General features: G+C 45.5%; 19 protein-coding genes. 10 read left to right on the top strand and 9 right to left on the bottom strand.

Going from position 1 to position 23,520, the window contains the following annotated elements; translation table 11 throughout:
- Nucleotides 1-30: 30 nt before the first annotated feature.
- From KIT90_RS11735 to lamB, 5 genes are all read right to left on the bottom strand, one after another.
- A complete protein-coding gene (locus KIT90_RS11735) occupies nucleotides 31-1,650 on the bottom strand; it encodes an endonuclease (RefSeq protein WP_285376781.1) in 1,620 nt (539 codons plus the stop codon).
- A 344-nt stretch (nucleotides 1,651-1,994) separates the two neighbouring features.
- Nucleotides 1,995-3,617, bottom strand: a complete 1,623-nt coding sequence (locus KIT90_RS11730) for an alpha-amylase family glycosyl hydrolase (protein WP_285376779.1) — start codon at nucleotides 3,615-3,617, stop codon at nucleotides 1,995-1,997.
- Nucleotides 3,618-3,706: 89 nt separating this feature from the next.
- Nucleotides 3,707-4,225 (bottom strand): glycosidase, encoded by a 519-nt coding sequence (locus KIT90_RS11725; RefSeq protein WP_258491162.1) that lies wholly within the window; start codon nucleotides 4,223-4,225, stop codon nucleotides 3,707-3,709.
- A gap of 164 nt (nucleotides 4,226-4,389) precedes the next feature.
- Entirely contained in the window at nucleotides 4,390-5,220 is an 831-nt protein-coding gene (locus KIT90_RS11720) for a MalM family protein (protein WP_258491163.1), read from the bottom strand.
- Between the two features lie 156 nt (nucleotides 5,221-5,376).
- Complete coding sequence (gene lamB / locus KIT90_RS11715; protein WP_038894585.1) at nucleotides 5,377-6,561, bottom strand: maltoporin LamB; 1,185 nt, start codon at nucleotides 6,559-6,561, stop codon at nucleotides 5,377-5,379.
- Between the two features lie 445 nt (nucleotides 6,562-7,006).
- Between lamB and glgX the strand changes: the two genes are divergently transcribed.
- The 8 genes from glgX (at nucleotide 7,007) to cfa (ending at nucleotide 16,173) form a co-directional block, all read left to right on the top strand.
- Entirely contained in the window at nucleotides 7,007-8,965 is a 1,959-nt protein-coding gene (gene glgX, locus KIT90_RS11710; RefSeq protein ID WP_009706536.1) for a glycogen debranching protein GlgX, read from the top strand.
- A gap of 264 nt (nucleotides 8,966-9,229) precedes the next feature.
- Nucleotides 9,230-10,951: a diguanylate cyclase domain-containing protein gene (locus KIT90_RS11705; protein ID WP_285376939.1), complete on the top strand. Its 1,722-nt coding sequence runs from the start codon at nucleotides 9,230-9,232 to the stop codon at nucleotides 10,949-10,951.
- 254 nt (nucleotides 10,952-11,205) lie between these two features.
- Nucleotides 11,206-11,364: a hypothetical protein gene (locus KIT90_RS11700; RefSeq protein ID WP_167391664.1), complete on the top strand. Its 159-nt coding sequence runs from the start codon at nucleotides 11,206-11,208 to the stop codon at nucleotides 11,362-11,364.
- On the top strand, nucleotides 11,361-12,152 hold the full coding sequence (cobA, locus tag KIT90_RS11695) for a uroporphyrinogen-III C-methyltransferase (RefSeq protein WP_285376775.1): 792 nt from the start codon (nucleotides 11,361-11,363) through the stop codon (nucleotides 12,150-12,152). Before KIT90_RS11700 ends, cobA begins: the two co-directional genes overlap by 4 nt.
- Before the next feature lie 25 nt (nucleotides 12,153-12,177).
- Entirely contained in the window at nucleotides 12,178-13,206 is a 1,029-nt protein-coding gene (gene asrA / locus KIT90_RS11690; RefSeq protein WP_285376774.1) for an anaerobic sulfite reductase subunit AsrA, read from the top strand.
- Nucleotides 13,206-14,006, top strand: coding sequence for an anaerobic sulfite reductase subunit AsrB (asrB, locus tag KIT90_RS11685; protein ID WP_285376772.1), 801 nt, complete (start codon nucleotides 13,206-13,208; stop codon nucleotides 14,004-14,006). The genes asrA and asrB overlap by 1 nt, the downstream gene beginning before the upstream one ends.
- A gap of 12 nt (nucleotides 14,007-14,018) precedes the next feature.
- Entirely contained in the window at nucleotides 14,019-15,020 is a 1,002-nt protein-coding gene (asrC, locus tag KIT90_RS11680) for a sulfite reductase subunit C (protein WP_005429205.1), read from the top strand.
- 7 nt (nucleotides 15,021-15,027) lie between these two features.
- Nucleotides 15,028-16,173 (top strand): cyclopropane fatty acyl phospholipid synthase, encoded by a 1,146-nt coding sequence (gene cfa / locus KIT90_RS11675; RefSeq protein WP_005429204.1) that lies wholly within the window; start codon nucleotides 15,028-15,030, stop codon nucleotides 16,171-16,173.
- Between the two features lie 345 nt (nucleotides 16,174-16,518).
- Here the strand turns inward: cfa and KIT90_RS11670 are convergent, their stop codons facing one another.
- Complete coding sequence (locus KIT90_RS11670) at nucleotides 16,519-16,692, bottom strand: hypothetical protein (RefSeq protein WP_009706544.1); 174 nt, start codon at nucleotides 16,690-16,692, stop codon at nucleotides 16,519-16,521.
- Nucleotides 16,693-17,230: 538 nt separating this feature from the next.
- Between KIT90_RS11670 and KIT90_RS11665 the strand changes: the two genes are divergently transcribed.
- Nucleotides 17,231-17,467 carry a hypothetical protein gene (locus KIT90_RS11665; RefSeq protein WP_005449600.1) on the top strand — a complete coding sequence of 79 codons (237 nt, stop codon included), beginning with the start codon at nucleotides 17,231-17,233 and terminating at the stop codon, nucleotides 17,465-17,467.
- 124 nt (nucleotides 17,468-17,591) lie between these two features.
- Here the strand turns inward: KIT90_RS11665 and KIT90_RS11660 are convergent, their stop codons facing one another.
- Nucleotides 17,592-18,578, bottom strand: a complete 987-nt coding sequence (locus KIT90_RS11660; protein WP_285376771.1) for a LacI family DNA-binding transcriptional regulator — start codon at nucleotides 18,576-18,578, stop codon at nucleotides 17,592-17,594.
- 262 nt (nucleotides 18,579-18,840) lie between these two features.
- Here KIT90_RS11660 and KIT90_RS11655 point away from each other — a divergent pair, with 262 nt between their 5' ends.
- Nucleotides 18,841-20,280 (top strand): sucrose-specific PTS transporter subunit IIBC, encoded by a 1,440-nt coding sequence (locus KIT90_RS11655; protein WP_285376769.1) that lies wholly within the window; start codon nucleotides 18,841-18,843, stop codon nucleotides 20,278-20,280.
- A 164-nt stretch (nucleotides 20,281-20,444) separates the two neighbouring features.
- Here the strand turns inward: KIT90_RS11655 and KIT90_RS11650 are convergent, their stop codons facing one another.
- Nucleotides 20,445-21,815 (bottom strand): L-serine ammonia-lyase, encoded by a 1,371-nt coding sequence (locus KIT90_RS11650; RefSeq protein WP_285376768.1) that lies wholly within the window; start codon nucleotides 21,813-21,815, stop codon nucleotides 20,445-20,447.
- 11 nt (nucleotides 21,816-21,826) lie between these two features.
- Nucleotides 21,827-23,368 carry a sodium:solute symporter gene (locus KIT90_RS11645; RefSeq protein WP_039840591.1) on the bottom strand — a complete coding sequence of 514 codons (1,542 nt, stop codon included), beginning with the start codon at nucleotides 23,366-23,368 and terminating at the stop codon, nucleotides 21,827-21,829.
- Nucleotides 23,369-23,520 lie beyond the last annotated feature (152 nt).

The following is a 23,520-nucleotide window of genomic DNA, read 5'->3' as shown; positions in this document are numbered from 1 at the left end:
TGTTTCTAACGATTTGCTTTAGCTATGGGGTTAGTTTCCCCAAATGATCTCTACAAACTCAGGGTGATCCACAAACGGGTTGCGGTTACCTTGGAATTCAAACACCGCTTGGTTACGGCTGATCTCTTTCGCGCTGACAGGATCGTTTTTGTGCCAACGTTTCAACATGTTCAGCATCCATGGTTCAAAGACGGTCGTTTTCGTGCCGTTCAATACCGCGTCAGAGTTACTAGAGTTGCTTTCCCAGTTGCCAATGATGTTTTCATAGCGCGTCGCCATGTAGAAATACGCACGAGCAAAATCACCTTTGAACTCATCAATAGGCTCAAATACCGTTCCTGAATAGCCCAAAGTAGAGCTTGCTGACCCGACTTTTGAGCCATTGCTAGATACGTAAGTGCTGTTACCCACTTCACCAAATGGCCAGTTGCTGCGCTTCGCATTCACATAACCATCGGTTGCAAACAAGTGGTGACCATCCGAGTTCATCGGTTCAACCTTGCCACCAAACCAGCTCTTAGGGAATGAATGTTCACGGTTGTAGCAATCGCCTTCCGTTTTGTATTGGCCACATTGGTCAGTGACCTTGGTAAAGCTCACCGCATCGCTGCCAGATGGTTTTTCAGAATACATATCGAGAATGGAGCCATCTTTCTCGTAGTAGGTGTCTATGTCCGCGTCTTTCACTAAGGTCCAAATCGCTGAGTAGCCGCGTCCTGTGTGATCCTTGATGATGTTAAACAGCGCTGTTTTCAACTCAAAACCTGTTTTGCCTTCTGCGGCTTTATAGTACTCACCCACAACAGGCGGAGGCGTCGTTGAACCGCCAAGAGTAAAGCTTGTGGTTTGAGATTTCGTGAATTCACCACCAGACGCTAATGTGGTTTGGCCAAACATTAAGGCGTATGAGCCACTGCCGTTACCGCAACAAATCCCATCCCCGTAGCTATCACTGATCGTAAACTGGTAATCACCGTTCACTAGGCACATGGTTTTTTCGTAGGTTTTCGAAGAGTCAAAACCTTGGCCAGAAAACAACACTTTTGAATGGCTATCCTTCAGTTCCCAGCTGGTTTCTGAGCCATAGCTATCGGTGTTCAATGTCAGTAACACTTCGTTGTCATTACAGCTTTCTACCGGTGGCTGAGTGCCACCATTTTGGTTTGGCTGAAAGTTATCGACATAAACGACTTCAGAACCGTCAAAACCCGACTCATCATAAAAGCGTAACCCGACATTGATCGTTTTGTTTGATGATGCAGTGTAACTGTGCGTGAGTTGTTGCCACTGATTGGTTTGCTGAGGATTAGAGTAGCTGTGGTATCCATCAACCACCAAACGCGCTTTAACATTACCTTCTGTATGATAAACCGCGACAGAAAATGGGTAGGTTTTCCCTTGCTCCACATTAATGGTTTGCAAAAAGTCGGTGTTGCTTTGGGTGCCTGTATTTACGATAACTTGAGCCGCTAGACCACCAGATTGGTGCGGGTCACTGGTCGGTGAAACAGCAATGCCGGAATCAATCACAGACCACTGCGTTGGTGCATTACCATTCCACTGTTCAAAGTCTCCATTCAAGACCTCAGCATAGGCGATCGGAGAGCAAATGAGAGGCAAGAGACAGAGGGGGTTCGTTATGGATTTCATTATAATTTTCCATTAGTTATATAAATCCCCAAAAAGATAAACATAACAATTACACATGAGTAAGTCATAAATCACAGTTTGACGTTGCATGAATGTGAATATTTTCATTATCGTGCAGCACATCTCACAAACTGCGTACTGTTTCTTTCACCTGTTCAACGTCGGTTGTGCGATAAAAAACAAAGAGATGTATAGAAAGAACGCGGGAGCTCAAAGTGGAATATCGCTACCTATGACTAAAAAGAGCGGCATCTTAGACAAAGCGATAAAAAAAGCCAAGTGCGTTTCTATTGGGGTAGAAAACAACACTTGGCTTGGTCTGGGTTATCTTGATTGAGAATGACTTATTGAGTGTTTGCCGTCACTTTGAAGAAGCGCCCTTGTAATGATGACATCGGGATCTGGTATTGCCCGTTACTTGGTGTGATTTGTTGGTTAGTGATTAAATCCACCAGCGCTTGATTGCTGCCGACTTGCGCTTCTGTCAGCACAATATTGCGGGCACTCTCAAGGGTATTCAAAGCAAATAAGACTTGGTCATCGCCAGATACTTTCAAGTCCACATAACTGCCATTGCTTGCTACCAAGTTAGTGCGACTGCCTTGATACAAAGCAGGATGAGCAGCACGCATCGTCATCAATGACTTAACATAGTTTTTCAGATCAACTTGGTTGGCATCTAGGGTTGCCGTTACGCCTTCGATCTTGGCGCTGCTGCGAGCGACATGGTCATCACACACGCCACGAACCGCACACGTATTGTTGTCTTCTTTTGCGTCAAAACCATCAACTTGGTCACCGATTTCATCCCCATAATAGAGTGTGATTGGTCCGGTGTAAGCCGCTTGGAATGCAAACGCGGCTTTGTGGCGTTGCCAGTATTCAGCATCGTTCACATCCGCTAATCCGCCTCGTTGCAACAAGTCACCAAAGCGAACTAAATCGTGATTGCCAATCATCAAGTTTGGTTGAGCATGAGACGGATATTGATTGTGTGTTTGGTAGCCATTGTCTAACCAATCCACACCACGACCGCCGACACCGCTCTCATTGACAGCCAGTGTTTCCACCACGCGATAGCGCATTGGGAAATCGAATGCCGAGCACAACGCAGGATCGTCAGCCGCGCCGTATGCGTCACTCGCGATTTCTGATTCGCCTTTCCAAATCTCAGCCACCATGTAACCCAGAGGATTCACTTGATCACCTTCCGCGTTGGTGTAAGTCACACTCTGTGAGGCTTCATCCACCGCTTTGCGGATTTGTGTCCATGCGTCGGTAGGAACTTGGTACGCTTGGTCTAAACGCCAACCATCAATTTTTAGCTCTTTGACCCAGTAAGTCGCGACTTCTTTATAGAAATCCAAGCTTGCTGGGTAGTCCACCGGATTGCTCGAACCAGAAGGTAATAAACCCGATGGAGACGGCTTAATCAACCCTTCTTTGTGATGACCAAACACGCCATCAAAGAAAACATACAAGCCGCGTTTGTGTGCTTCATCAACCAAGGTTCTCGCCGTTTCTAAATCGCCAAAGCGAGGATCAATCTTAAAATAGTCCGTAGCAAAGTAGCCCGTTGCATCCAAACGGTCGGCCCAATGATCTTGTCCATCAATGGCTTCCGATTCAAAAACTGGCGTCAACCAAATCGCATTCATGCCCAAGTCTTGGATGTAATCGAGCGAATCGATAATCCCTTGAAGATCACCGTTATGATGACTAGTGCCGTAACCTGTGCCATGGCCGATACTCGAATCACCATCAACAAAGCTCTCAACCATGATTTGATAGGTGCGAAGTTGGTTGCTTTGCGCCATTACATTCGCTTGGCAAGCATAACTTGCATCAGGAAGTGGCGTGCTGCCATTATCGCTTCCTCCAGAGGAATTACACGCGGATAAAACACCAACCACACTCAAGGCTAAAAGCGATTGGCCAAATAGTTTTTTATATCGTACGTTGCGCATTAAACTCTCCCAAATAAAATTAACCCCAACATGTTTCCCATGCAGGGGTTAATAAATAAAAAATAAATTTTAAATAACTGAATGGAATATTATTGGCACTTATTTACCATAATTGAATAAGGTGAGCCATCATCTTTAAATTCTAAACTCCAAAGATATTTACCAGGCTCTTTAATTTCTAGTTTTGTATCTGTACCGTAACCACCGTAAGTCAGTTCATTTAATTGTCCGACCGATAGTTTTTTACCTTTGGCAGTAAACTGGGGTTTCCATTGTTCAGCGGCATACTGCATTTTGTAATTACCTGAAACCTCATCGGTAATCACTTGATAGACATTATTCCCCTTATAGGTCAGCTTGCGCTCGGTAGTGTGCTTCCAATCTGCATTTGGGAAACTACCTACAACAAAAATGTCTTTAGACAATGGGCCTGATTCTGCTGAATCCGGCAAACTACAATTTGTCATCATATCAATCTGAGTGCTCGTAAATGCAACCGCATTATTTACTTCATCTTGGGTTGTATTTTCTGATGATGTGGACGAGCAAGCAGACAAGATAGACACAGCAGCTAAAGTACATGCTGTATTTATAATTAATTTTTTCACGTTATATCCTTATTTTTATTAGACCAAGTACTAATTAAATTAGAACATATATATTATGACTCTAAATAAAATAAACTTTAAATAGAAATAATATAATATGTGAAAAAGATAACTAAATGCGCAATAAAAAAAGCCGACTATCTTAGCCGGCTTTTTGAAATTACCTATTTGCTATTCACTGCTTTTACAAATACTTCTTGCGCACCTTCAATTCCTAACGCTTTTGCTTCATCAAGTAAGCTCAGAGCTTTAGGGATATCATCTGCTTTTACCGCCGCTTTAATTGCGTTGTGGTAGTAAGTTTGTGTTTCAGGCTGTACTGATTCAACCGCTTTAACCGCAACTGGAGCCGCTGTTGGTTCACTACTTGATGTTCCGATTGAGAAGAAACTCACACGGTCAATCGAGACTTCAACCTTACCCGTATCACCATTTGGTACTGGAATATCTTTCACTTCCGGTAAGTAGTTACCTCGAGCTTCAGCATCCAATCGCGCAGGGTGAATCACATCCGTAAATCCACCCAGATCCGATTGATCAGTGTAAACAATTAGGTAAACAGAATCTAAACCCACTGGTGGGAAGAAGTCTTTTTCAGCGACTAGACGGTTTCCAAGATGAAGACGAGGTTTTGTGTACTCAAACTCCGCTTTGCCGTAGTTTTCAATTTCTTTACCGTTTTTATCTACGATAATCGCTCTTGGTACGAAAGCAGTGTCTTCGATCAAACTAGTGATTTTAATGGCGAACTCGCCACGGTCAGCAGGCAACTCAAACACCGCAACACGGCTGTCGATATCTTTGTATTTCAGCACTTGGCTCTGAGTAGTGATATCTACAATTGCAGAACTAGGAAGCTTCATTTTTACAGCTTGAAGCTCAGAGATAACATCAACTTGCTGTGCTTGAGCAACTTGAACTTGTTCGATTACTTCAGTGGATTGACAGCCAGCAAGCGCGACACATCCACTTAACATGAGGGCACGGAAGTACATACTTTTTCCTTCTAGTTATTTTTCTAAAGGTTTTTGCACTAAAGCATCTTAGAGTGACTTTGGTGAAACGTCTAACTTTTCGAAAACCCTTAGAAAAATAGCCGACAGATGTCGGCTATTTGACTAGGACAGCTAGATAACTAAGAGACTACTCGATTACCACCAAGCTTCTGCTTGGATACCGAATACGAAGTCTGAGTCACCTTTATCACCGAAAGTAGTACCTTCTTCATCAGTGATGTATGAACCGTATACACGTAGCTCTGGACGTGCCCAGAAGCTGTCACCCATTGCCCAAGCTTGAGCAACTGTAAATTTGTGACCGCCAAAGTCTTCGCCTTTCTCGTTTTCACCAGCATTGTAACCCGCCTCGAAAACAGTACGCATTGTGTCGTTCCACTTGTACATTGGACGAACTACAACAGAGAACTGATCTGAATCACCTTGACCACCAGCGTAACCGATGTCAGAACCTGCTAGGTAAGCTAGTTGGTGACCCATTTCCCAGCTTTCGCCCAGGTTCATTACACCCCAGTTGATCAAGCGGTAACCTGTTGCGTCGTTTTGAAGGCCAGAACGGTCGTAGTATGCACCAGCACCCCAGAAGTTAGCAGCTTGAACACCGTAACCTGCTGTACCGTATTGAAGAACAGTTTGGTTGAAACCGTTGCTTAGACCTTGGTGAACGATTGCTGTAGCAAGAATACCGTCATCACCATCAATTGTTTTGTCATCTTTCTCAGTAGAGAAGTTGTACGCAGCTGCTAGTTCAAGTGTTGCGTTTTCCCATAGACCGATGTTTGCTAGACGAGCATCAAAGATGTAGCCGCTACCGTTGTCATCTTCACCATCTTGGATAAGAGCAAGAGATAGCTTTTGGTTACCTACTGAAAGGTTTTCGATACCACCACCAGTACCAGAAGTGTTTAGGAAGTAGAAGTCAGTGATGTGGATATCTTTACGTTGGTAGTAAGTTTTACCAGCCCACATGGTTGCGTCTTTATCAGAAGCAATCAGACCTTTCGCTTTAACTGCGAATTGTGCAACGTTGAAGTCGCCATCTTCCCAGCCAGCTGCGCCGTCGTTACCTTGAGCAATCATAGACTCGATACGCCAAGTTTGGTCGCCAGTTTTAAGGTCTTCAGCAAGGCCGATCTCGTAGTAGTTGTCGTTTTCGTTACCTAGACGACCAATACCATTCTTCATGAAAGACACATCAGCTTCACCGTTGCCACTAATACCAGTACCAGCACGGAAGTAACCGTTAAAGTCCACTGCGAAAGCAGAACCAGCAGCTAAAGTTGCAGCAACAGCAGCAGCAATTACACTTACTTTTTTCATTCTTAACTCCATTAAGGGTATTTATAATTCTGTCTTCCCTGCTCACTCTTTTAGATACATATAGGCAGTAAAAATGCACCTAAAGAAAGAGAGGTAAGATGGGAACAAGTCCCCGTTTGTTTCAACAGTCTGCAGATTACCCAAGGAGTACAAGGATGACTTCCTCCGCCCCAAACTAATTTAGGGGGGATGAGAAGGGATGAGAAAATATACCGAATGGTGTTTTTTCGAGTTAGATCACCAATCTAGGGAGGAATTAGTAAGTTTCTTCAGTTTATGGCCGCTACAAAGTGATAGCCATTTCATATTTTTGTCAAAAATAGGTCGTAGAAAGTAATTTAATTACAGTGATAATTTTCGATATAAGGTGGTTGACCTTAGTAAGACAAAGTTTTTTACTTATAGTTTCTTAAAGGTAGCAATAAAATTAAAAAAAGATTCGCTGATGACACAACTTCACTCTCGCCCATACCCACTCGGCGCAACCGTAAATAAAGAAGGTTGTAACTTCTCTATTCATGCTCCGAGTAGTAAAGACATTCAACTTGCGCTATTTGCGGAAGACGGTAGCTACAAGCTGCACGACTTACCAGGCGAATATGCAGGCATTCGCCATACTTTTATCCCTGACATAAAACCGGGGCAAAAGTATGGCTATGTAGTGACGCATAAAGACGAACCTTTGCTGATCTCCGATCCCTATGCAAAGTCGATTGATAAAGCCCTTCACTACCAGCCTCCATTTTCTCCTGCAAAAAGCTTCGATATGCCAAAGTGTGTCGTCATAGAAGACAACTTTGATTGGCAAGACACCGATCATCCTCGCATACCACGGGAAGAGATGGTGTTGTTTGAAACTCATGTTAAAGGGCTCACTCAGCAGAACCCTGAAGTTCCAAGCGATACAAAAGGCCGTTATTTAGGTTTGTCTTCACCTGAAATGTTGGCGTTCTACAAACAGCAAAACATCAACACGTTGCAATTGCTACCTGTCGCAGCGTGTATGCATGAACCGCATTTGCTTAAGATGGATAAAGTGAACTACTGGGGTTACAACCCATACTTGTTCATGGTGCCGGACCCTCGCTATGCGGAAAAAGACGCGGTAACCGAGCTCAAAACCACCATCCGCGAGCTGCATAAACACGGCATCGAAGTGATCCTCGATGTGGTGTATAACCACACGGCAGAAGGTGGTGAAGGCTCAACGATCTTCAACCTAAAAGCACTCGATTCACGTTTCTACATCAAACATGGTCAGAACTTCGCGAACTTTACTGGTTGTGGCAACACAGTCGACTTAACTTACCAGCCAGCCCTGAATCTCGTTATGGATACGCTGCGATACTGGGTGAGCGAATTTAAAGTCGATGGCTTCCGTTTTGACTTGGCAGCAACACTCGGTCGTCAAGGCGACGATTACAATCCAGAAGCAGCGTTCTTTAAAGCCGTCGCGCAAGACCCTATTCTTCGCGAAACCAAATTGATCGCCGAACCTTGGGATATCGGTCCTAACGGTTACCAAGTGGGCAACTTCCCATTTGGTTGGAACGAATGTAACGATAAACTGCGCGATATCTCCCGCAGCTTCTGGCGTGGTGACCAAGGCTATCTAAAAGAATTTGCGACTCGTTTGATGGGCTCTCGTGATATCTACAGCGCAGCAAACTGGCCTTACAAACTCACGGTTAACTACATCACGTATCACGATGGTTTCACCCTGCAAGATTTGGTGTCTTACAAGCAGAAGCACAACGAGGCAAACGGTGAAGAAAACCGCGACGGCCATGGCGATAACCGCTCTGAAAACTATGGCGTGGAAGGTGAAACCGAAAACTTGATGATCATCGCCACGCGTGAAAAACAAAAGCGCAACTTAATGGCGAGCTTGCTGTTTGCCTTTGGTATTCCTCATATCCTAACTGCGGATGTGTTGTCGCACACGCAAGGCGGTAACAACAATGCTTACTGTCAGGATAATGAAACCAGCTGGCTAGATTGGTCGAGCACAGAACGCAAACAGCACTTCAAAGTGTGGATGTCACAAATGGTCGCCAATCGCAATCAGTATATGGTGCCATTCATTCGAGCGTTCAGTGGTGAGAATCGCAATAACAACCGTATCTTCTGGCGTCGTATTGATGGCAGCTTGATGGAGCACGACGATTGGAACCGTTTAAGCTCTGTAGCACTGCATTTAGGCATCGGCAAGGAAGGACAAGAGTTGGTTTACCTGATCAACCAAACCAACGCACCTGCGCGATTTAAGCTACCAAATGAGCGTGGTCAAGAGTGGGTGACAGTGTGTGATACCAATGTGCGTAATCTAAATCCTGGTCATGCGGAAGGCGAAGTGTTGCTGTCTCCTACGTCGATGGCGATTCTGCATTATCAACCAGAGTAAGAACCTTACCTGACACAAGCGAAGCTTATTCCTACAAGAACTGACAAGCCCAGCCATGCGCTGGGTTTGTTTTATCAACGTTTCGGATACATAAACAGCAATCAGCTCAAATAGCACACCATACGCATTGATGCACAAGTGAAACTAATCTAATATTGCTAGCCAAATCACATTTATAATATATACAACGTTATTTGGCATATGGCTTTACCTAAATTCTTAATCCGCATTCTGCGGCCTTACCTGCTATTACTCGCAGGTTTCATGGTCTATCTGGCTTATGCTCAGTTAGTCGATTCCGAGTCGATGGTCTATCGGCAATCACAGACCAATATCATCACCGCCGAGCGGTTGATCCACTCCCAAATCGAAGCGGCTTTCAGCAAATTCTATCTTCTAGAGACCGCATTAAAAGCAAGCAAACAAGACCTCAATGATCCTGACTTCCGTGAACTAAGCCAAGGCATCATCGACTATTCCCCGCAATACTCCAATATCCTCTATACCACATCCAACAACAGCGTCGCTTATGGCCTATCTGGTCAAATTAAACAAGCAGACACCAGCGCGATTCAATGGCATAAGCTCGATACTGTGAGCGATAAATTCTCTATCTCTTCGCTGTACCAAAACCCTCAGCAACGCTGGGTATTCGCCATCAAACACGTCAATCCAAACCTAAAATACCAACTTTGGCTTGAGTTCGATCTTCTTCATACCACTCAGCAATTGCGTGGTCTGAAAACATTGAATAAAGGTTATGTGTTTGTCGTAGACAGAGATACAGAACGCTTGGTATTCCATCCAGATCCAAGCCGCATCGGTGACTATTCAGTGAGTTATCATGGCGGTATCAGCGATAAAGTTGCATCGGGCTTACTGTTCGGTAAACACGAATACTATTACCAAGATAACTTTAAGATTTCAGTCTTCGATGCAGACAACGGCTTAAACTGGGTGTTTGTCGCAGGTACAGACCGTGCCGATATCCTTAACAGCAGTTATCCGTTCACGCTAACGGCCGGTGTCATAGCCTCTCTATTAGCGCTGGCCATCGGAATCAACTACCTCACTTACCAACTGCATTTGTCTTTAGCCCGCCTAAATGGCACGGAGAGCGTTGGTGAGTTCAAAACCCAACTCAAGCATGTCTTGGATCGTTTTTGCTACCACAGAGGCATACAGTTCTGTTTATATGACAGCTTGAATTACAGCTTTTACACCCTCGATTATCACGGCAATAAAAAGCTGGTGTTAACTGACGCGGAACTCGCGGCGCGTTTTTCTCATAGCGCTTTAACGTACAGAACGAAGAAGTACGGCGACGAGCTGACGAAAAAGCTCAAGATCAACAGTAACCACTACTGCATTCCATTGTTTGATGGACGAGAGCTACTTGGCGTGACTTACGTCAGTTGCCGATTCCCAACCTACAAATGCGTGCTGAGCTTGATTCAGAACTACGCCCAAGTGGCGTTGGCAAACCTCAAATTGCATGACCGCTTGCGCCATCAAGATCCAATGACGCAACTCGAAAACAAAGCGTGCTTAGCAGCAAAAGTGTCGAGAGAGCTTCATTCAGAGAACCGTTTTATTGCGATGGTCGATATTGATAACTTCAAATACATCAACGATAAATTCGGCCACCCAGTCGGTGATTTAGTCATCCAAAAAACAGCTGAAGTGATGCGCGATTGCTTCCCTAAACCAAAAGGGATTTGTTTAGCGCGTTATGGTGGTGAAGAGTTTGCCATCGTGTTCCAAGCCAATGACGAGTTTGATGCCAAACATCAGCTTGATAACTTCCTAACCGCGCTGCAAAGAAGCCATCTCACATTGGGTTGTGGCGATGTGCGATTTACGGCAAGTGTTGGGTTTACGCCATTAGAAACCAGCTATCACCATGTAGTGGAGCAAGCTGACAAAGCACTTTATCAAGCAAAAAGATTGGGCAAGAATCGCGTCTGCCATCTCAAAGCAGCATAGCGCAATTCTTACGAAAAACGACAAAGCCAGAGCAGATATCGCTCTGGCTTTTTTTATATTTATTACAGTCAGTTAAATCAAAAAAGCTGACACTCCCCTTCCCTCTTTCCCGTCTTTTAACCGACTCAAGTTCTTCCCCCAAAGACCCTCTCGTTAATCAGTTCTGAACAGGTGTTTATTTTTCTTTGATTTAACTTAACGGCTCTCATCAATAACCTTAAATGCATCAGGGGATTGCACGAAGCCAATTGAAAATGAAAGAGCTGGACGATTACGTAGAGCAGATAAATTTAGACCTGACTAGCGAGATGTTAGAAGAGCTAGGTTGGGTCAGCGATAACGTCCATCAAGTTCTTTATTGGGTTATTGCCGCCATCCTATTCGTTGTAATGATTTGGGGTATTTTCTCATGAAGGCATCCAATCCATCTTATGGTCAGGTTTATTTGGTTGGAGCAGGCACAGGCGATGCGTCGCTGCTTACCATTAAAGCATTTCGTCTGCTTAATCGCGTTGATGTCGTGCTTTATGACCATCTGGTTTCGGAAGAAGTCTTGGACGTCATCCCACGAAAAACCCTAAAGATCTGCGTGGGTAAACACTACGGTAAGTGTTCGCAAACTCAGGCAGAAATCAACGAAATGATGAAGGGCTACGCAATCACAGGTCTTACGGTATGTCGCTTAAAAGCGGGCGACCCGTTTGTATTTGGTCGAGGCGGTGAGGAAGCGACCTATTTAACACAGCAAGGTATCAACTATGAGGTTGTACCGGGTGTAACTGCGGCTCTAGGATGCTGCGCTTACGCGGGGATACCGGTCACTCATAGACAAGTTTCGAGGGGTGTAACCTTGGTAACGGGACGAAACTGTAATGATGCTAGCGAACCGAATTGGAGCGCACTTGCCGCCATCGACCACACCCTAATTTTCTACATGGGGCTACACAAAGCAGAAGCGATCGCAGACAACCTCATTGCTCACGGTCTCGCGCCAGATACACCTTGCGCCATCGTCAGCAATGGGACACGAGAAAATCAAAACAAGATCGTCACTACCTTAGCCGGACTGTATGAAACCTGCAAAACACAAAAACCACCACTGCCAGCAATCATAGTGGTCGGAGACGTGATTTCCCTTTCGCAGTCACTGGAATGGTTTGAGTCCACCGCCGAGCCCTGTTTAGAACGCACGATTCATTAGTTTTTGAAAATAACGAGATAGAACAATGCCTAAGTTTTTAACTACTCAGCAAATGGGTTCGACGATCGAGGCGTTACGTCAGAGCTATAAGGTGATGGCGCCCGTCTATGAAGAATACGCAGGTCGTTTTGCCCATACCCCAAATTTGGATTACCAAGAAATCGAACGTTACGACCAACTGGAGTGGAAAGAGAAAAGTCATTTCTCACCCAAAGAGATCGTCTTCCCAATTACCGAAACCCTATTTTGGTTTAACGCCGACGAGTTACGAGAATCCAGTGTCGATGCGCGCCCCGTGTTTCTGTTTCTCAGAGCTTGTGACATCAATGCGCTCAAAAGCCTTGATTACATGTTTTTAGAAAACGGCGGCCACAAAGACTTCTACTACAAACGTCTGCGCCAGAAACTCAAACTCGTACTGATTGAGTGCAGCGAAAGTTTCGAAAACTGCTTTTGTGTTTCTATGGGCACCAACAAAACCGACAACTTCGCCGCTTCAGTGCAATTTAGTGACCACGGCGCAATTGTCACTATTAAAGATCCAGAGCTAACGCCCTACTTTTCACAAGGCAAAGACGTTGAGCACAGTGTCAGCTTCGTCAAGTCCAATCCGGTCAAAGTCCGCACGCCAGATTCGGTTTGCGATGACCCAACGAAAGTACGTGAAGTGTTACTCAGCCACCCGGTGTGGTCAGAATACGATTCACGCTGCATTGGCTGCGGTCGCTGCACTTCTTCATGCCCGACTTGTGCCTGCTTCAACGTGTTTGATGTGGTTTACAACCAAGAAGCCAAAGTGGGTGAGCGTCACCGCCAACACGCCAGTTGCATGATTGATGACTTCTCGGATATGGCAGGCGGTCACAGCTTCCGCCATAAAACCGGAGAGCGCTTACGTTATCGCGCCTTGCATAAGGTCAACGACTTTAAGTCTCGCCAAGGTGAACACCATATGTGTGTTGGATGCGGACGCTGCGACGACCGATGCCCTCACTACATCTCATTTAGCAACATCATCAACAAGATGACATCGATTGTAGAGGAGGCGCTCTAATGTGCGATTGTGAAAACAAAATGCTGCCGCAAAGCTACCCGATTATTCATATCGAAAAGCACACCGAACTGGAATGGAACTTTCGCGTTGCATGCGACTTTCCGGTGCACTACGGACAATTTGTCGAAGTAGGTTTATCCCTTGTGGGTGAAGCACCTATTTCTGTCTCTGATTACGGCTTAGGTTACGTCGACTTGCTGATACGTAATGTCGGCAAGGTAACTAGCGAGCTGTTCCAATTAAACGCCAGTGATCGCGTGATGATGCGCGGCGCAATGGGCAACGGCTACCCGATGGAAGCATACCAAGATAAACACCTCATTGTGGTCGCGGGCGGCACTGGCGTTGCTCCGGTTAAAGGGCTGATTAACTACTTTCACAACAACCCAAGTGATGTGAAGAAGATGTCTTTGATCCTCGGATTCAAAAACCAGGATGCCGTGTTGTACAAAAACGACTTGCAGAATTGGTCTTACTCCAATCACGTCATCACCACCTTGGATGACGGTGGCGACGAACACTTCTATGAGAGCGGCCTGGTCACCGAGCACATCAGCAAGCTTGACCTCTCAGACAAGGAAAACATCCGCGTCATCGTAGTGGGTCCACCGATCATGATTAAGTTCGTCGTGCAGGATTTCTTATCCAGAGGCATTCAAGAAGATCAGATTTGGGTCGACTACGAACGCAGAATGGCTTGCTCAGTTGGTAAATGCGGTCACTGCCGAATTGGTGACAAATACGTGTGCTTGGATGGTCCGGTTTTCCGTTATGACCACGCCAGAACCATGATCGATTAGGAGGGAATCACTATGACGATGGACGTAGATATCATCAAAATGCGCGCCAATGGCGATTACCGCCTATCGAAAGTTCGCGGCGAGTGCATGATCAGCGTGCGCATTCCGGGTGGCATTATGCCTGCTTACCTGCTTGGCGCTGCACAAGAGATCGCCGAGAAATGGGGCAATGGTGTCATTCACCTCACCACGCGGCAAAAACTGGCGATGCCCGGCATTCGCTATGAAGATATTCCAGAGGTCAACAAAGCGCTGGAGCCTTTCATCAAAGACATCACCGTCGATACGTGCGGCATTGATGTCGAAGACACTCAAGCAGGTTATCAGTCGATTGGTGGGCGTAATATCGTCGCGTGTCAGGGCAGTCGAATCTGCCAGAAGGCTAATACCGATACCACTGGCTTGGCACAGCGAATGGAGCGTCACGTTTACCCAAGTAAATACCATTTAAAAATGGTCATGGCAGGCTGTCCGAACGATTGTGCCAAAGCCAATATGGCAGATTTCGGCATCTTAGGTATCGCCAAGATTAATTTCGAAAGTCATCGCTGTATTGGTTGTGGTGCTTGCGTCAAAGCTTGTGCGCACCACGCAGTAGATTGCTTGTCACTCAAAGACGGTAAAGCGGTGAAGGAAGAAAGCAAATGCATTGGCTGCGGCGAATGTGTGCTTGCTTGTCCGACACTGGCTTGGCGTCGAGATCCAAAACAATTCTATATGGTCAAACTGGGCGGTCGAACTTCGAAGAAGACCCCTCGCGTTGGCAAGATGTTCCTCAATTGGGTAACGGAAGACGTCCTACACCCTGTCATCGACAATCTGTTCGAATTTGAAAAAGAGATGTTGGGCGGTAAGCCGATTTACCTTCACATGGGACATCTGATCGATAAAGGCGGCTACTTGCGTTTTAGAGAGCGCGTCTTAGATGGCGTTAGCCTAAATCCGGAAGCCAAAGTCGCCGAACGTATGTATTGGGCAGAAGATGAATACGTAGCGAACATGCACGTGAAATAGGCATAGTATGAACAAACTAGAAGAGATGTTTAAAGAGGCGTTAGCCCCAGCAGGTATCACCATCAATGGTTCTAAACCGTGGGATATCCAAGTGTTTAACCCAAAAGTGTATGAGCTTGTGATGCAGTCAGGCTCCTTGGGTTTAGGGGAAGCGTACATGTCCAAGATGTGGGATTGCAGCCGCTTGGATCAGTTCTTTGAGCGCGTACTTTTAAACGATATTGAAGGCAAACTAGGACTGGCTGAAAAGCTCAAGTTCGCCTCTTCCGCTGCGAAGTTAAAATTGAAAAGCTGGGTTAACCCACAAAGCATTGAGCGTTGTAAATTCGATGTACCGCACCATTACGACATCGGCAATAAGCTTTACCAAAAGATGCTCGATTCACGCATGACTTACACCTGCGGATACTGGAATCGAGCTTCGACACTGGATGAGGCGCAAGAGCACAAGATGGATTTGATTTGTCGCAAGCTCGATCTACAACCGGGGATGCGTATCCTCGATATTGGCTGTGGTTGGGGCAGCTTTATGATTTACGCAGCGAAGAAGTATGGCGTAATTTGTGATGGTCTGACTCTATCCAAAGAGCAGAAGAAGCTCGGCAGCAAACTGGCAATAGAAAACGGCGTAGTCGCGAACTTCATTTTGAAGGACTACCGCGAGTTCAAGCCCACCGTGCAATACGATCGCCTAGTGTCGATTGGTATGATCGAACACGTGGGACCGAAGAACTACGCAGAATACTTCGAGTGCGCAGAGCGCTTCATGAAAGACGATGGCGTGTTCTTGCTACACACCATTGGTTCACACCACAGCACTACCGCATCGGACCCGTGGATCTCGAAATACATCTTCCCAAATGGCGTTATTCCATCGATGAAGAACCTCGCAGAGGCGATGGAAGACCGATTCAACATCGAAGATGTGCACAACTTCGGTGAAGACTACGACAAAACCTTGATGTGCTGGTTCTCTAACTTCCAACACTCTTGGAATCAGATCAAAGGCGATTACAGTGAAGATTTCTACCGTATGTGGAAATACTACTTACTCAGCTGTGCTGGCGCCTTTCGCTCACGAGATTTGAGTTTATGGCAGCTCGCCCTAACTAAGATTGGTCGCCGCCGACCACTAACCGTACGTTCCATGTAAGCAATCTGCCTCCAGATTGTGTTTTGAGCACCTTCGTTTGGCTCCAAGCCAGAATGGGCGGTTTCATTCTGGCTTTTTTTATACCCAAGTGACTTCAATGTGAAAGATTCAAAACCTTGTCATTAGCGAGAGGTTACTTGGGTATATATTACAAGAATTTACGTTTTCATTCGTAAATACAATTCAATATTTACTTAATTACACTTAATTGAACGAAAATATATTTTCTAGAAAGAAGCAAAGAAAATATTTTTAGTTAACTTTTCATTTCTATTTTATTTCGGTTATTCCATAGATAATAAAAAAGCCGCTTACGCGACTTTTCGTAAAACAGAGTTTTGCTGATTAACCGCCTCGGCGACCACCCATGGCATAACACATATTGGGTTGCATCATGACAACCTTGCCATCAATCAGGCACGCCTCATACCTTGAAGAATCAGGCATATTGCGTTCACTACTCGCAATAGACAAAGGCGCGATGAGCATAATCAGTACAGCCAATACAAACTTCTTCATATTACTCTCCTTCTATAATTACTCTAAAACGTACTACTTGATATGTAAAATTCGCACGCAGTTATGATTTATTAGATATTGAATCTGAGACTATTAAAAAGTAATTTAATCCAACTCTCAATAGTTATTTTTATTTTAGATGCAATAAATCAAACTTGGTAATTTATTTTTCCTTTATAATAAACCTCAATAATATGAGTATCTAAGCTAACTCGATTTATTTGTATAACATTCGATTTCTGATAACAATTCAGAGCGGCTCTGAATCACCACTTCGCTCTCCTACCCCATCGAGAGCTTCTAACTTATCGTTTTACTTGTTTAAGTCTCAAAAGGAATGACTAAAGCATCAGGTTTAATGACTTTTATCGCAATTACTCATACTTAGTAACGCCTATCGTTACTTTTAGTCTTCTTAACTGTGACTTGTTCAGCATTGATGGCCGTACTGTGCACGCTCAGGCAATCTTCGTCTCAAGCAAGGCTCATACAGAAAACCAAAACCAGAGCCAAAATAAAAATATTGAGAGTAACCATTATGAAAGCCATCAAATCAATCATCATCGCACTGCTATTCACGTCAACACTTTCTGGTTGCGTGTCTACACCAGGTCATTATCGCCTCGCCCCCAATGTTCGCCCAACGCTGATGAACGCGAACATCAACGTTCAACCACTCGTCAACACGGCGGTTTCTGTTGGCAAGGTGGTATTGCCTTACGCGATTTCCGCAGGGCATGCTTACGTAAATACGCCTTATTTCTTGCTGCGATAAGCCTAAACGCTCGCCTGTCGCGCTTCGAAAGAAACCCAAAAATAAAGCCGATGCGTCTTCTCCACATCGGCTTTACGTTCAATTTCAGCAGCTTTTCGGGAACGTTCTCTAAAGTATCCTCAACTTAGCAACTTTCACGCTCAATGTTTTGGAAAGTAAGCACAACTTTACTCATCTCTTTTCCTCGACCTTCGATTCGTTCAATCAACATTTTGGCTGCGTTTTCGCCTGCTTTATCAAACGCATAGTTAAAGGTAGATAAGCTTGGAATGCTAATGCTTGCCAGTTCATCGTTACCCACACCGAGTACGCGAACTTGCTCTCCCACTTTTACATCCATTTCACGAAGTGCTTTAACCGCGCCTACGGCAATACGGTCGGTGGCACAGAAAAGTCCGTCCAAATGAGGATACGCTTCCATCTGTTCTTTCGCTTGCTGATAGCCAGATTCAATCGAGAAATCACCGCGCGCATGGAACAACAAATCTTGCTGATGAAAGTCCAAAGATTGCTTTAACCCTTGCGAGCGCTGCACATCAACAGCGATGTCTTCACCTTGCACACCAATAAAACCAATCTGCTTGCAACCCGCGGCGACTAAGCGATTACCAGCTTCAAAGCCAACTCGAACATCATCGTGCACTACGCTTGGTACGTTATGCAGTGAACCATCTTGCCCTACCAATACGACAGGAACATTGGACTGTTGAATGGCCTTGTTCAGCGCGGCATCAAAGTGCGTAGCATAAAGGATAATGCCCTCTACACGCTTCTGGTTGAAGATCTGAATGTACTCGATTTCTTTTTCGTACACTTGGTGAGTATTCGCTAACAGGACGTGTTTGCCTGCTTGCTCAATGATCGCGGTTAAACCGTCCACACCCTGAGAAATCGCATGGGATGAAACACGAGGCACAATCACACCAATCAAATTGGTCTTTTGCGATTTTAGGTCTTTGGCGACTTGGTTGACGACATAGCCACACTCTTCCACCGCTTTGCGCACCTTGATTTTCGTCGCTTCTTTTACCCCGTATTCATTATTGATCACTCGGGATACTGTAGATTTGGATACGCCAGCCAAACGCGCCACATCGTGCAAACTCGCCATATTGTCCCTATTCCATCTTTGTCATTGTTGATTATTGGGATTGTTTGCAGAAATCTGCCACTTCCCATGAAGGATTAACGTGATTTTACCCTCGTTAAGCGGATCATTGTCACCCAATATAACGATCATTCTCACATAATTTGGCCTTATCTTTTGACCCATTGCCATTAATCATCAAAAATCCGCTTTGCAAACGTTCCCAAAAATAACCAAAACAATATTTATTTCAATTAAAGACAAGTAATACCAATCGGGGTGTGCAATGAACTATCCAGTCATAGCAAAACAACTACTTGAGCATTTAGGCGGTAAAGAAAACATTCAAGCCCTTGCTCACTGCGCAACACGTTTACGTTTAGCGCTAAAAGACGAAGAAAAGGTCAACGAAGAAGCGATCGGCAACCTTGATGGCGTAAAAGGCCAATTCAAAGTTGCGGGTCAATACCAAATCATTTTCGGCTCTGGCATCGTAAACCAAGTTTACGCAGAGATGGCGAAACAAACTGGCTTGGCTGAGATGTCGACCAACGATGTTGCTTCTGCCGGAGCGGATAAACAAAACCTAATTCAACGCGCAGTTAAAGGACTGTCGGATATTTTCGTCCCGATCATTCCAGCGATCGTTGCAGGTGGTTTGTTGATGGGTCTGTTCAATGTCTTAACGGCGCAGGGCCTATTCATTGAGGGGAAATCGATCATTGATGCCTACCCAGGGCTGACCGATTTAGCCAACATGATCAACACCTTCGCGAACGCACCATTTGTCTACCTTCCTGTTTTATTGGCGTTCTCAGCTTCGAAGAAGTTTGGCGGTAACCCATTTTTGGGCGCAGCACTGGGTATGTTAATGGTTCACCCCGATCTGCTTAACGGCTGGGGTTTTGGTAGCGCCTCGGTATCCGGCACGGTACCGACTTGGAACATCATGGGTTTGGAAATCCAAAAGGTTGGCTACCAAGGCTCGGTGCTGCCAGTTCTGGTTTCTGCATTCATTTTGGCTAAGGTTGAACTTGGTTTACGTAAAGTCATTCCATCTGTATTGGATAACTTGCTCACACCAATGCTGGCGATCTTCATTACGGGTTTCGTAACGTTTACTTTGGTTGGCCCGTTTACGCGTGACCTTGGCTTTATGCTGGGTGATGGCCTGAACTGGCTTTACGATTCAGCCGGTTTTGTGGGTGGTGCGCTGTTTGGCTTCATCTACGCACCGTTCGTTATCACTGGCATGCATCACAGCTTTATCGCAATTGAAACCCAACTATTGGCTGATATCGCAACCACTGGCGGTACATTCATTTTCCCTATCGCAGCAATGTCGAACGTTGCACAAGGTGCCGCAGCACTGGCGGTTGGTTTTACAACGAAAGATACCAAGATGAAAGGCATCGCGGTGCCATCGGGCGTGACTGGTCTACTAGGGATCACTGAACCAGCAATGTTTGGTGTGAACTTGAAGCTACGCTACCCATTTATCGCTGCGATCATCGGTTCAGCGGTCGCGAGTGCATTCATCACGCTATTTAACGTTAAAGCGCAAGCACTAGGAGCTGCAGGTCTGCCCGGCATTATTTCTATTGCACCAGATAAGATTGGTTACTACATTGTCGGCATGGTTATCGCGTTCGCAACCGCGTTTGTTCTGACCGTCATATTGGGGATGCGCGACAAAGCAAAACAAGCAAAGGCCGCGACAGCATAAGAAGTTTTAACTCCTTGCCCATTCAACACAGTCTCATCTTGCTTGTTCGATATCGGGGGCTCAGTAGTATCGAGCAGTAAGGTGGGGTTGTGGGGCATAATCCCCCTGCCACTCGCTTTGAGTAGCAAGCCAGCCAGAAGGTTTCTGACTGGCTTTTTTTGTGCTTATTCGCAAGGCGGTGCTAGGTGGATCAAAGCCAATCCACCCAGTGACGTCTCGCGGTATTTCTTGTTCATGTCTTTGCCCGTTTGATACATGGTTTCAATCACCTTATCCAACGAGATCAAACATTTACTGTTACGCTTTAATGCCATGCGAGAAGCATTGATCGCTTTCATTGCACCCATCGCATTACGCTCAATACACGGTACTTGCACTAAGCCACCGATTGGGTCACAAGTCATGCCTAGTGAGTGCTCCATGGCGATCTCGGCCGCAATACAAATTTGCTCATTGCTACCGCCACGCAGCGCGGTCAAGCCAGCTGCCGCCATGGAAGAAGACACGCCAACTTCGCCCTGACAACCCACTTCGGCACCCGAGATAGACGCATTGGTTTTGTACAAGATGCCAATCGCACCGGATACAGCAAGGAAGTCTTTAAGCTGTTTAGTATCAAGCTCTTTGATGAAGCGATGGTAGTACATCAATACCGCCGGAATCACACCCGCCGCACCATTAGTTGGCGACGTTACGACTTGTCCACCAGCCGCGTTTTCTTCACTCACCGCAAAAGCAAACAGGTTAATCCAATCCATGATTTCCATTGGATCGTTTTCGATTGCTGCATTTGCTTCAAGCTTCTTCAGCAAGTTTGGCGCACGGCGGGTCACGTTCAAGCCGCCATCCAAGATACCTTCTGTCTCGAAACCGCGTTCCATGCAACGCGTCATCACACGCCAGATCTGTTCTGCACGTTGATTAATGGCTTCCATATCCTGAAACGCTTGTTCGTTTTTCAGAATCATGCCGCCAAGGCTCATGCCGTTCTTCTCAGCCTGTGCCAACATTTCGTCCGCGCTGGAGAATGGGAACTCAACTTCTAAGGGTGCAGTCGCACTGCCATTTTGCAATTCATCCGCCGTTGCGATGAAACCACCACCGATAGAGTAGTAAGTTTCAAACCCAACCTGATTGCCGTGCGCATCTAACGCAGTAATCGTCATGCCATTTTCATGCAGAGGAAGGTTCTCTTCATGGAACAACATGTCCGTTTTGTAGTTGAATTCGATTTCATGACGGCCATCGACAGACATCATGCCCTCTTCAATCGCCTTGCGCATCGCTTTATTCGCAGAAGCGATTTTGATGGTATCTGGTTTGTTACCCAACAGACCCAAAATCGTTGCACGGTCTGTATGGTGACCAATCCCCGTTAACGAGAGTGAGCCGTATAAATCGACTTGAATACGAACCACTTTAGCCAAGTTCGATTCAATCAAACGAGTGAAATGGTAACCCGCGATCATTGGACCGTTGGTGTGAGAGCTAGAAGGGCCAACACCAATCTTGTAAATATCAAAGATGGACAGCATAAACTTACCTATTACGACAATGCAGCATAAAGCCAATCAGGGAGAACCATACAAGCGGCGATGGTCGCCACAGCGAACACCAATAGCCCGTAATGGCTTGCGGTTGGCTTTGCAAAAAGATGTTTTTGATTATTGATAAAGATTTGTTGCTCGGCAGTCACAGCGCCCCAACGACGACTCACTAACACACCAAACAAAAGGAAGACAAACGTACCAATTGGCGCGAACCACGGCCAAGCCACGTCGAGATACATGGCAGTAAACACCGCAATCACACTCATGATACTGCCAACGATCACGCCTTTCTCATTGGCTTTCGCCCAGAATAAACCAAGCACGAATGAACCCAAACGGATACCAACGAAGATAGAAGTCAGACTGGCGATGGTTTTGAGTACCGATTCATTCGATACCGCCAGAAGAGCTGGCACTACCACCATGGCCGCCGCAAGCAAACTCATCTTTCTTGCGACTTTTTCGTAGTGCTCATCATCAGCACTCTTGCGAACGAAACGCTTGTAGATATCAAACGTCGCGACGGTCGCCATCGAGTTGTAGGTCGAGTCCAGCGTCGACATTGCGGCCGCCGCCAATGCGGAAATGATCAAACCAACCACAATTGGGTTAGTGTGGTTGAAGACGAAATCCAAAATCACTTCATTACTGTTTTCAAATGATTGATCTTGATAGAAAACACTCAAAAGAACACCGAGTACTGCGAAGAACAAATAGACGAAAAACGCACCGTAACCACACAACAACATCGACTTCTGCGCCGTCTTTTCACATCTCGTCGCTAACGTGCGTTGGATGATCAATTGGTTGGTGCCGTACACACTCAAATGCAAAAAGCTCACGGCAACCACGCCAGCCCAAAGTGTGGTATCCACGCCCAAATCAAAGTCTAAATTGATGATATTCAGGTGATCACGAGAAAGGTAATCTGCCGCATTAATCTCTGTCATTAGAATGGCAAAGATAGCGATGCTGCCCGCAACCAATACTGCAGATTGCAACATATCGGTCCAGATAACCGTGGAAATCCCACCCGCATAGGTATAGCAAGCAGTGAAAATACTGATGTAGATAATGGCTTCAGAAATACTGATAGGCAGAACTTGCACTAAGATCAGCGCCACGGCATACAAAATCACACCCGCAGAGATACATTGAACCACAATGAACACAATCGAGTTGATGGTTCTTGCATACACCCCAAAGCGGTGCTCAAGGTATTCATAAATCGAAGTCAGACCCAGCTTATAGAAGACAGGTACAAAGAAAATGACAGTGAAAAAGATAACGATGGGATAGTTAAGGTGAATACTCATCGCTTCCATGCCAGAGCTATAAACCCAACCAGGCATCCCTACAAACGTCATCGCACTAATGTAAGTCGCAAGTATCGAAACACCTGCCGTAAACCAGCCAAATTGCTTTCCACCCGTGGAAAAGTCGCCACCATTGCTGTAGCGCTTATTCACTAAATAGCTGATTAGTATGGTAATTGCTACATATAACGCAATCACCACAAAACTTGAGTACGTAACCATTTTAAGGTTTTCCTAATTCTGGGTAGCTAATTATTATGCCCAGATATTACTGTAAAAAGGCATTTTTAAACGACAATCCCACTGTAAGTGTGATTATTATCACCAATATAGGCGAAAATGTATTCAAAATCGCCAAAAACGCCGATTAGTGA

Origin of the sequence: Vibrio sp. B172a (genome assembly GCF_030248355.1) — a bacterium.
In the GTDB taxonomy this organism is placed as follows: domain Bacteria; phylum Pseudomonadota; class Gammaproteobacteria; order Enterobacterales; family Vibrionaceae; genus Vibrio; species Vibrio owensii.
This window is presented reverse-complemented; position numbering and strand designations above follow the sequence as displayed.